Below are 11,140 nucleotides of genomic sequence, written 5' to 3' on the forward strand. Positions count from 1 at the left end.
ATTTTGGCCGCAGGACTTGCGGTGTCAGTCTGTAGAGCGACCCTAAGACCAGAACAGAGTAAAACTGTTAAGGCAGGTGCGGAACCCCGCAAGGGAAAGAAGCAGAAACCTAAATCGTGAGGTTTGGGAATCACCGTCCGTTTACGGCGGTGAGGATGTCAAAACTCGGACGTATTTTAGAAACTAGAATAAGGTTAAAAATCGCTTGGAGGGTTTAGGGTGATGGACGAAAAAGAAACAGGACTAAATGAACGGGAACTAGAGGAAATTCTGGAAATGGCACGGGATGCGGCGGAAAAAGCCCGAACAATGGGCGAGGTAATTACGGAAAATTCAAAAAAATGGCGGGAGAGAGCGGAAAGAATCAATCGAACGGGATCGAGATAGCGATCGAGTATTTCTTCGATTATAGGAGCGATCCCGAACCTCGAATCAGGTAATTGAAAGAGCGACAGGATATAAATAATACAAATATTTCAAGGATTGACACAATAGGCTGATAATGATACTGTTACTACTTCTAATAATTTCCGTATAGTTAATGCGAACACACTTACTAAGTAGCTATGGGAAGACTTTCCTTCGACTACCCTAGTGGCTTCTGTTGCCGATCGCGCTAAACTGAAGATTGTTGATCGCTAAATCAGTAGGCTATAAATTGGATGGTAGATAAAATCACTGCCAACGAGATATTGGAACGTTTACGAACCCTGAAACCCGAACTGGAGGAACGATACGCGCTCGATCGAATCGGTATTTTCGGCTCGGTAGCCAGGGAGGAAAACCGACCGACGAGCGATATAGATATAGTGGTATATATGCCCCCCGATCTGCTTAAAAGAGTCAGACTGAAAGCCGAACTAGAGAAACTATTCGGACGGGAAGTGGACGTGATCCGCTATCGGGATTCCCTGAATCCTTACCTCAAGGCGCGGATCGATCGAGAGGCTATCTATGTGTGATCGATCGCTTCTATTCGAGTTATTACTAGAGCTTGAAGAGGCGATCCGCCGGATCGAGCGGCGATTTACCCAGATTCAAAAAGCTGATGATTTCATCGCCGATGATGATGGACTCGATCGATTGGATGGCATTAGTATGATGTTGATCGCAATTAGTGAAAATATTAGAAGACTCGATCGGCTAATGGGAGAGAGTTTAGCGAATCGCTACCCAGAAATTCCCTGGTCGGAGATTAAGGGAATCAGAAATATTCTCGCCCACGATTATTTTGACATCGATCCGGAGGAAATTTATCGGATTTGTAGGGAGGATCTGGAGATTTTGAAGCGGGTACTCGGGAAAATACGTCACGACCTCTTGTAATTATCGAAATGTCCCAATCAAACCGCTCCGCTCGGTCTTCACCCCGACATTTTTGATCAGCTTAAAAATCGCTTGGAGGGTTTACGGTGATGGAAGAGAAAGAAACAGGACTAAATGAACGGGAACTAGAGGAAATTCTGGAAATGGCACGGGATGCGGCGGAAAAAGCCCGAACAATGGGCGAGGTAATTACGGAAAATTCTAAAAAATGGAGAGAGAGAGCGAAACAATCGCCGCAAGTGAGAGCGGGTGGCTGAAGTAACCGAACCGATATTTATTGGGAATAGTCAGGGGTTCGATCGATACGATAAACTAAACGATATCCACTCCAGAAAACCGCGATGGTTCAAGCGACCGAATATCTCTACATCGTTCGAGACGACGAGATTTTACGCGGGGAACCAATTATCAAAGGAACGCGTACACCCGTCCGCGCCATCGTCGAAACTTGGCGTCTGGGAGTCGCTCCCGAAGAAATCCCCCTAGGAATGCCCCATCTGACGTTAAGTCAGATTTTCAGTGCGTTGACCTATTACAGCGACCATCTAGAGGAAATTAACGCTTATATCGAGCGTAACCGCATTCCCGACGACTTAATCGATCCGCTGCTAAAAAATTCGTGAATAATCTCTTTATCCGTCTCTATCTAGATGAAGATGTTAACGTTTTAATCGCCGAGTTGTTGAGAGCGAGGGGGTTTGACGCGATTACTGCGAGGGATGCGGGACAACTTAACGCCACAGATAAAGCACAACTCGCTCACGCGGTGAGTCAGGGAAGAACCTTAGTCACTCACAACCGAACCGATTTTGAAGAACTGGTTCGCGATTACTTCGATGCCAATCGAACCCATTACGGGGTGATTTTCGCCGTCCGTCGCCCTCCGCGAGAGATGGCGCACCGTTTACTCGTTATTCTTGATCGAGTGACTGCGGACGAAATGCGAAACCAAGTTCGATATATTTAATCGCCAAGAAAAATCGCCGTGACCCATTTTTAGGTTCTAGAATGGTCGGAAGTTGGATTCGGTGTAAAGGAACCCTTGTCACATCGAAACATTTCCTTAAGATATAAGACCGAAGGTCCAGTCTGGATACAGAATTGATATACCTAGAATCGCTACTCTGGCTCACCCTCTAGGCCATTCCCTTCCAGACTGCTAGGCTATTAGACAAAATGAATAACAATCAAACTCCACGGAAACAAGGACTATACGATCCCCAATTCGAACATGATGCTTGTGGTGTCGGTTTTATCGTTCATAAAACGGGTAAAAAATCCCACGATATTGTTGAACAAGCCTTAACAATTTTACTAAACCTCGATCACCGTGGCGCGTGCGGTGCGGAAAAAAATACCGGAGATGGAGCGGGTATTTTGTGCCAAATCCCCGACCTATTTTTCCGGAAAGTGACCAGTAATCTAGGCTTTACCTTACCGGCAGCGGGACAATACGGGGTAGGAATGCTCTACACGGCCCCTGATGCCGAAATTCGCCAGAAAGGTCGGCAGCAATTCGAGAAAATCGCCGCCGAAGAGGGGTTAAAAGTTCTCGGTTGGCGTGATGTTCCCACGGATAACTCTAGTTTGGGCAATTCGGCCAAATCTACCGAACCCTTTATCGAACAGGTTTTCATCGAACGGAATGCCAATTTAAGTGATGATCTGGCCTTTGAACGCAAATTATACGTTATTCGCAAACTTTCCCACCTCAGTCGTCAATCCTTTAATCGTTACTGGTATCCTTGCAGTATTTCTAGTCGTACCATTGTCTATAAAGGGCAATTAATGCCGGTACAGGTGGGGGACTATTTTCCCGATTTACACGACCCCGACTTTGAAAGTGCTTTAGGATTAGTCCATTCTCGTTTTAGTACCAATACCTTCCCCAGTTGGGAACGCGCCCACCCCTACCGTTATATTGCCCACAATGGCGAAATTAATACCCTGCGAGGTAATATTAACTGGATGCACGCCCGTCAGTCGATGTTTGCCTCACCCTTGTTCGGGGAAGACATCAAAAAAATCCAGCCAGTCATTAATATCGAGGGTAGTGACTCCTTAATTTTTGATAATGCCCTAGAATTAATGGTTTTATCGGGGCGCTCTCTTCCTCACGCTGTCATGATGATGATTCCTGAACCCTGGGCAGCCCACGAATCGATGAGTGATGAGAAAAAAGCTTTTTATGAATACCATTCCTGTTTGATGGAACCCTGGGATGGTCCGGCCTCGATCGCTTTTACCGATGGTACGATGATGGGAGCAGTGTTAGACCGCAATGGTTTACGTCCTTCCCGTTACTACGTCACCAAGGATGACCTAGTAATTATGGCATCGGAAGCGGGAGTTTTACCCATTGAACCGGAACGCGTCGCTTTTAAAGGTCGTCTGCAACCCGGCCGGATGTTCCTTGTGGATATGAAAGAAGGTCGTATCGTGGCCGACGAGGAGATAAAAGAAGGTATTGCCAAAGCTCATCCCTATCGCCAGTGGTTAAACGAAAATTTAGTCAATTTAGATGATTTACCGGCTGTGGAAACTGCCTCACCTGAAACTCCTGTTTCCCTAATTCAACAGCAAACCGCTTTCGGTTACACTTTTGAGGAATTACGTCTTTTATTAGCCCCCATGGGCCGGGATGGAGTGGAAGCAGTGGGTTCCATGGGTTCCGATACGCCCCTAGCCGTCTTGTCCGATCGGCCAAAACTGCTTTATGATTACTTTCAGCAGTTATTCGCCCAAGTCACTAACCCCCCGATTGACTCGATTCGCGAGGAAATTATCACCTCTCCCATCACCACTATCGGTGCGGAAAGAAATCTCTTGGACCCGCAGCCAGAAAGCTCTCACCTGATTAAACTTAACTCTCCCATCCTCACTAACGCCCAATTAGCGCGTTTACAGGGCAATAGCGAATTTAAAACCGTTACTATTGCCATTCTCTTCGATCCCACTTCGGGAGTCGAGGGAATGCGTAGCACAATTGAGGCAATTTGTCAAGAGGTGGACGAGGCAATTTTAGCAGGCGCGAGCATTATTATTTTAAGCGATCGAGGTATCGATAAAAATCACGCCCCGATTCCCTCACTGCTGGCCGTTGCCGGTTTACACCATCATCTCATCCGGCAGGGAACCCGCACCCGCGTCGGCCTTGTCTTAGAATCGGGCGAACCCCGGGAAGTGCATCACTACGCCCTTCTCCTCGGTTATGGTTGCGGTGCGATTAATCCCTATCTAGCCTTTGCCACCCTCGGCAGTATGATCGAGGAAGGTTTATTGGTAGGAGTTGACCACCAGACCGCCTGTAAAAACTACATAAAAGCCGCCACCAAGGGCGTAATTAAAGTGGCCTCTAAAATTGGCATTTCTACCCTGCAAAGCTACCGTGGGGCGCAAATATTCGAGGCTATCGGCTTAAATCGATCGGTAGTCGATCGCTATTTTACTTGGACAGCTTCCCGCATTGAAGGGGCCGATTTAGCAATTATTGCCAAAGAATCCCTGCTCAGACATGGCCACGCTTTCCCCGACCGGGACGTGAACGTGCATACCCTCGATATTGGCGGTGAATATCAATGGCGTAAGGACGGGGAAGCGCACCTCTTTAGCCCAGAAACCATTCATACCCTGCAACAAGCGGTAAAATTGGGCAAATACGACCTCTTTAAGCAGTATTCCCAACTGGTCAACCAACAGAATCAAAAATTCTTCACCCTGCGGGGACTATTAACCTTTAAAAACCGGGAAAGTATCCCCATCGAAGAAGTGGAACCGATTGAAGCGATTATGAAACGCTTTAAAACCGGGGCCATGAGTTACGGGTCCATTTCCAAAGAGGCCCACGAATCCCTCGCTATTGCCATGAATCGTATCGGTGGCAAGTCGAACACCGGGGAAGGGGGCGAAGATTCCGAGCGCTACACTTGGACAAATGAACAGGGAGACTCGAAAAATAGTGCCATTAAACAGGTGGCTTCCGGCCGTTTTGGTGTCACCAGTCTTTACCTCTCCCAAGCGCGAGAATTGCAGATAAAAATGGCCCAGGGGGCAAAACCGGGCGAAGGCGGTCAATTACCGGGTAAAAAAGTCTATCCTTGGATTGCCAAAGTCCGTCACTCCACCCCCGGAGTCGGTTTAATTTCTCCCCCACCCCACCACGATATCTACTCCATTGAAGACCTAGCGGAGTTGATTCATGACCTAAAAAATGCCAATCGTGCGGCGAGAGTGAGCGTAAAACTGGTTTCTGAGGTGGGAGTCGGTACAATCGCCGCCGGAGTCGCTAAAGCTCACGCAGACGTGGTTTTAATCTCTGGTTTCGATGGTGGGACCGGTGCATCTCCCCAAACCTCGATTAAACACGCGGGTTTACCCTGGGAGTTGGGACTAGCAGAAACCCATCAAACATTGGTGTTAAATAATCTTCGCAGTCGCATTGCGGTGGAAACCGATGGTCAGATGAAAACCGGCCGCGATGTGGTGGTAGCGACCCTATTGGGGGCCGAAGAATTCGGGTTTTCGACCGCGCCACTGGTAACGTTAGGCTGTATTATGATGCGGGTTTGTCATCTTAATACCTGTCCGGCGGGGGTAGCGACCCAAGATCCGTTATTACGGAAGAATTTCATCGGGGATCCTGAATATACGGTGAATTTCATGAAATTTATCGCCCAGGAAGTGCGGGAAATTATGGCCGAATTGGGATTCCGCACCTTAAATGAAATGGTGGGGCGAACTGATGTATTAGAGCCGAAACAGGCTGTAGAACATTGGAAAGCGAAAGGAATTGACCTAACTCCGATTCTCTATCAACCGGAGGTAGAGCCAGAGGTAGGACGTTATTGTCAGATTCCCCAGGACCACGGTTTAGATAAGTCCTTGGATATAACCGTTTTACTGGATTTATGCAAAGATGCCATTGAAAAAGGCGAAAAAGTCAAAGCGACACTACCGATTAAAAATATTAACCGCGTGGTGGGGACGATTTTAGGCAACGAAATCACTAAACGTCACTGGGAGGGTTTACCCGAAGATACCGTACATCTCCATTTTCAGGGCAGCGCGGGGCAGAGTTTCGGTGCTTTTGTTCCCAAAGGAGTGACACTGGAGTTAGAAGGGGATGCTAATGATTATGTGGGTAAGGGTTTAAGCGGTGGCAAAATCATCGTTTATCCCCCCAAAGGTTCCACTTTTGCGGCCGAGGAGAATATTATCATTGGTAATGTGGCTTTATACGGTGCGACCAGTGGTGAGGTGTATATTTCTGGGGTTGCTGGGGAACGTTTTGGGGTGCGTAACTCTGGGGTGACTACGGTGGTTGAGTCCGTTGGCGACCACGCTTGCGAGTACATGACGGGGGGTAAAGTCGTTGTTTTAGGGCCCACCGGTCGCAATTTCGCCGCCGGAATGAGTGGTGGTGTGGCCTACGTCCTCGATGAGTCGGGGGATTTCGCCACTCGTTGCAATCCTCAAATGGTAGCTTTAGAGGCACTAGAAGGGGAAGAAATCGACGATTTACGCGAGTTAATTCAACGCCATGCTGATTACACCCAAAGTCAAAAAGCGTCCCTAGTTTTAGCAAATTGGTCGGAAATGTTGCCCAAGTTTGTTAAGGTAATGCCCAAGGATTATAAGCGGATGTTGCAGTGTATTAAAGAGGCGTTAGATTCTGGTTTAACCGGCGATTCTGCTCTCGATGCGGCTTTTGAAGCTAATGCACGCGATGTGTCGAGGATTGGCGGTAGTTAGAGTTTAATGGGGGCTGAATAAGCCCCCTACTACTGAAATACAGGGAAATACTTTAAAAATAATAGTTAAATAAAACGTTTTTAATCTACTACTGCTAACTTAAGATACCTTAAAATTTTTCTTGTTATTTGAATGAACAATTGGGAAAATGTTATGATAAAATTTTAACTTAACCATGTCCCATTAAATCGAAATTTTTATCATGAAAAATAAACAAATAAAAGCATTTTATTTTATCTCTTTCCCTTTTTGCTAGTAAATGAATTGAATTCAATGTCACTAGCTGCTGGTTCTTATGGCATTAGAGTAATTAGTTCTAATACTCTATACGAATGTAAAGGATTACTTCTAGAGATTAAACTAGATGTAGGTAATGTGTTCTCTGCACGAAGCGAAGTGACTATAATATGTATGGAGTCATTGAATAAAGCAGAATGGGTGTTAAAGGCCGCTGCTCAATGTAGTTTAGATCCACCTCCCACCTGTATTGATGGAAAATTAGAGCTATCTTTAAAAGAGTCTGTGGAATATAAATATATTGATGATATTAATATTCGCTCGACAAAACCTCATTTATATCAAGCCCAAAAGTCTGTTTTAGGAAATGATTGTAATGCTATACAGTTCAACCAATATAATTATTGGAAATGCAATAATTATACCGATTTACAAAATCTTTCATTCTCAACAACTGGAGATACAAAGCTGATCTACTTGGGAGAGTTTTATGATAATTTTTATGATTTTATTAGTCCATATTTGTCCGATATACCTTTTGATTTTATAGACGTATTTAAAAGACGATACACAGCTACTCCTTAAACGAAATAATATAAAGATTATGAATTACAAAGTCCACCCCAATGGAATTTTGCCACAACATATTCTCAAAGAAAAACTATCGGCGGGAGACGTGGGAAATTGGTAGAAAAACATCAAATCGAGGGATTAGAAATGGAGTATAGTGTCGAATTTTTTGATAGGTTGGGAAAAACGATTACTGTTGTCACCCTGCCCGAAAGTTCCCTCCGTTTCCCCACCCCGCTAAGAACCCGTGTTAAACTGATGAATTATGCTAGTGTCTAGAAGCGACCTATGCCGAACTTAACCTTAAGCAACGAACAAGTGATCGAATTAGTCAAACAACTCCCCGAAGACCAGAAACAGGAAGTTTATAAAATTCTCATCCTCAGTCAGTGGAGACAGTTGGAACCAGTATTTAATGAAGGAGCAGAAAGAGCTAGAATCGTAGCCAAAGAACGCGGCTATGATTGGGATACCATGACGGAAGACGAAAGAGAAGAATTTATCGATGAAATCGTTCACGAAAAATAGTGACCTATGTAGTTGTTTTTGATACAAATATATTAATCTCTGCTTGGCTGTCTAAAAACAGCCCTACATTTTCTTGATTATCGTTAGCGAAGACGGGATCGGTATCTTCAGTAACCTGCCAAGAGATTTTAGACGAATTAACCGAAAAACTTCAGCAGAAATTTCAAATATCTGAACGGGGACTTAGAGAATATATCGCAGAAATTCGTCAATTTTCTAGCCTTGTTCCGATAACGAGACAACTTAGAGCCGTTCCCAACGATCCCGATGACGATATGATCATAGAGTGTGCGATCGCTGGCAATGCTACCCATATTATCACGGGGGACAAACATCTTCTTTCACTGGTTGAATATCAAAATATTCAGATCGTAAAGGCAAAAGATTTTCTGGACTTTTTAGATCAAAATAATAACCATCAATTATGAACTTTACTCAATGTGATTTTATTAAAAGACATTCTAGAAGAAGAATTATCCAATGGAAACGTGGGAACATTAGTAGAAAAACATTAAGTTGAGGGATTAGAAACGGGGTATAGTGTCGAGTTTTTCGATAGGTTGAGAAAAACGATCGCTCTCGTCACCCTGCGGGAAAGTTCCCTCTGTCTCCCCAGCAATTCTCATTTTGAAAAAAATCAGATAAAATTCTCTTATTTAAATAGAGAACTTGTGTAGAAGCATTATTTTTTGACAGATAATTATCATCCAACGCTGGAGATAGACAGGTTTTAAGAACTCTGTCCATGAGAAATCGATTTCAACTCATAAATCTGGATGAAATTCTAACAAAATTTTTAGTTTTTTTTATAAATAACTTTCTTTTTCTCCTTCAAGAGATGTGACATTCTCAACTAGAATTTACTTTTTTGAATGGGACATATTCGGTGAGAATAAATGAGAAAAACTCCGACCAATTCTTAAACCAAATAAATTTTAATAGGGTACGAATATCATTAAAGAAAGAAGTCCGAGTTACTAATAGCTCACGAATCTTTTGATAGGTGTAATTAACTAAATCCAAAACGGTATGGAATAAAAAAGCTAGTAAATTCAAAGACAATAAGAACTCGCACAAATGATTCTGACCATGACCAAAGTTATGCTCTAAATTATAACCGTGATTTTTAAGAACGTTATTGCCTTCATTTTCAACTTTCCATCTGCTGCGCCCAGCTTTGACAATTTCTTCGACATTATTTTCCGTGATTTTATGATTAGTTATCCAATTATTTTGGTAGATAATTTTCTGGGTTTTCTCATTAATAACAGTCACTTCACACCAATTAACTTCGAGACTTGAGTCGCCCTCTCTTAAGGGAACTCTAGAAGCATAACGATAACGATAAATTAGATTTTTTCGTCCATCCCATTGTTTCTTTTCAACGGTCGTAACTTCGCCACTTTTTTCTAAAAATTCTAGCCATTCATATAAAGTTTTAGGCGACGTTTCTAAACAAACAAAAATAAAACTATAACCTTGTTTTACCGCTAATTCACAAACAGGTTCGTGAGAATATAAGTCGTCGCCTAAAAGAGTTACAGGATAACCATACTTATTTTTATGATTCTTATTTAACCATCTTTTAACCGCCGCATTTTCACAGTCTTGTTTTTGATGTCCATCTTGTTTTTTAATGAATTCTGGCTCTAAATTAATTACTTGTTTTTGCTTAGGAGAAACCACCATAGGCGTGACACAGCCATGAAAATAAGTTGTAGTTCCATTTCGATGATTATGACAGTTACAATGAGGGCAATGAATTTTCTTGGATGAGAAATATTCTGTGCCATCTAACGCCACTAAAATTTCTCCATCTAAGTAGAGAAACTTTTTCAAAACTCCCTTTTCCTTTAACCATTGATAGACTTTTTGAAAAGTCCTAGAGACATTAGAGGCTGGCACTGGATCTAACAGATTTCTTATTTGATTATCCCCAGGAATTTTTTCAATTGAAAATAAACTTTCAGCATTATCTTTTCCCTTATTGCTTTTCATTAAACGTTGATGGTCTAAAAAAGACGGCGACTGAGTAAAAAAGACTGAAAATGCAGCCATCACGGCATCTTCTACCTCATATTTTCTATTATTTCCAGGTTTCCTCTCATCGGGTAAATCATGTAATTCTTGACGTAAAAATTGCATTAATTCCGAAATTTCTAGGGTGGCCGCTTTTTGAGTCATCTTGGAATAATTTGACGTGCTGGTGGATTTCTAACTCACCCATTTTACCTTAGCTGACAATAATTATAAATTTTTATTTCCCTTGAATTCCCTATTCTAAAAACAGAACTATCTTCCTGAATTAACCCCGTTCATTCTCAGCCAACCTCTTTGATTGCTTGAGTATTTATACTTAATTTGTCCAGCCAATTGTTTTTCTAGTGATCGCCTCTCCTCGAAAATAGTTACTTTGTACTATATTGCCCATGCCAAAATCGGGGTTAATGCTCTATTTATTTCAAAATGAGAATTGCTGCTGTCTCCCTACCCACAGAGACTGACCAAACGTTAGACCGGTAAACAACACTACCATCTAAAAGCTCGAAAGCGGGTTGCTACAATTGCAATAGGTGTAACTTCCATAGTTGACATCCTCACCGCCGTAAAACGGACGGTGATTCCCAAACCTCACGATTTAGGTTTCTGCTTCTTTCCCTTGCGGGGTTCCGCACCTGCCTTAACAGATTTACTCTGTTCTGGTCTTATGGTCGCTCTACAGACTGAC

10 protein-coding genes and 2 pseudogenes are annotated in these 11,140 nt (G+C 43.2%); 11 read left to right on the plus strand and 1 reads right to left on the minus strand.

All coding sequences use genetic code 11. The features are described 5' to 3' along the window. Window positions 1-222 precede the first annotated feature (222 nt). The 11 genes and pseudogenes from IM479_RS20775 to IM479_RS20825 all read left to right on the plus strand — a co-directional run. Window positions 223-387 (plus strand): hypothetical protein, encoded by a 165-nt coding sequence (locus tag IM479_RS20775; protein WP_287685962.1) that lies wholly within the window; start codon window positions 223-225, stop codon window positions 385-387. A 275-nt stretch (window positions 388-662) separates the two neighbouring features. Beyond that, complete coding sequence (locus IM479_RS20780) at window positions 663-962, plus strand: nucleotidyltransferase family protein (protein WP_158201702.1); 300 nt, start codon at window positions 663-665, stop codon at window positions 960-962. Further along, window positions 955-1,326, plus strand: a complete 372-nt coding sequence (locus tag IM479_RS20785) for a HepT-like ribonuclease domain-containing protein (RefSeq protein ID WP_287076772.1) — start codon at window positions 955-957, stop codon at window positions 1,324-1,326. Before IM479_RS20780 ends, IM479_RS20785 begins: the two co-directional genes overlap by 8 nt. Window positions 1,327-1,415: 89 nt before the next feature. After that, window positions 1,416-1,583 (plus strand): hypothetical protein, encoded by a 168-nt coding sequence (locus IM479_RS20790; RefSeq protein ID WP_287685961.1) that lies wholly within the window; start codon window positions 1,416-1,418, stop codon window positions 1,581-1,583. 84 nt (window positions 1,584-1,667) lie between these two features. Next, complete coding sequence (locus tag IM479_RS20795) at window positions 1,668-1,949, plus strand: DUF433 domain-containing protein (protein ID WP_287076773.1); 282 nt, start codon at window positions 1,668-1,670, stop codon at window positions 1,947-1,949. Further along, on the plus strand, window positions 1,946-2,293 hold the full coding sequence (locus IM479_RS20800) for a DUF5615 family PIN-like protein (RefSeq protein WP_287685960.1): 348 nt from the start codon (window positions 1,946-1,948) through the stop codon (window positions 2,291-2,293). The genes IM479_RS20795 and IM479_RS20800 overlap by 4 nt, the downstream gene beginning before the upstream one ends. 209 nt (window positions 2,294-2,502) lie before the next feature. After that, complete coding sequence (gltB, locus tag IM479_RS20805) at window positions 2,503-7,077, plus strand: glutamate synthase large subunit (protein ID WP_287685959.1); 4,575 nt, start codon at window positions 2,503-2,505, stop codon at window positions 7,075-7,077. 273 nt (window positions 7,078-7,350) lie between these two features. Next, the gene (locus IM479_RS20810; RefSeq protein WP_287685958.1) at window positions 7,351-7,899 is read left to right on the plus strand and encodes a hypothetical protein; all 549 of its coding nucleotides are present in this window, start codon (window positions 7,351-7,353) and stop codon (window positions 7,897-7,899) included. Between the two features lie 99 nt (window positions 7,900-7,998). Then, window positions 7,999-8,163 carry a DUF4926 domain-containing protein gene (locus tag IM479_RS20815; protein WP_287685957.1) on the plus strand — a complete coding sequence of 55 codons (165 nt, stop codon included), beginning with the start codon at window positions 7,999-8,001 and terminating at the stop codon, window positions 8,161-8,163. A 9-nt stretch (window positions 8,164-8,172) separates the two neighbouring features. After that, window positions 8,173-8,412, plus strand: a complete 240-nt coding sequence (locus IM479_RS20820) for a hypothetical protein (protein ID WP_287685956.1) — start codon at window positions 8,173-8,175, stop codon at window positions 8,410-8,412. 92 nt (window positions 8,413-8,504) lie between these two features. Then, window positions 8,505-8,840: pseudogene (locus tag IM479_RS20825) on the plus strand (putative toxin-antitoxin system toxin component, PIN family); the annotation flags it as partial. A 507-nt stretch (window positions 8,841-9,347) separates the two neighbouring features. Here the strand turns inward: IM479_RS20825 and IM479_RS20830 are convergent. Beyond that, window positions 9,348-10,596 (minus strand): annotated as a pseudogene (locus tag IM479_RS20830) (ISNCY family transposase). Between the last annotated feature and the right edge of the window lie 544 nt (window positions 10,597-11,140).

This window comes from Microcystis sp. M165S2, assembly GCF_020245885.1.
Classification (GTDB): Bacteria; Cyanobacteriota; Cyanobacteriia; order Cyanobacteriales; family Microcystaceae; genus Microcystis.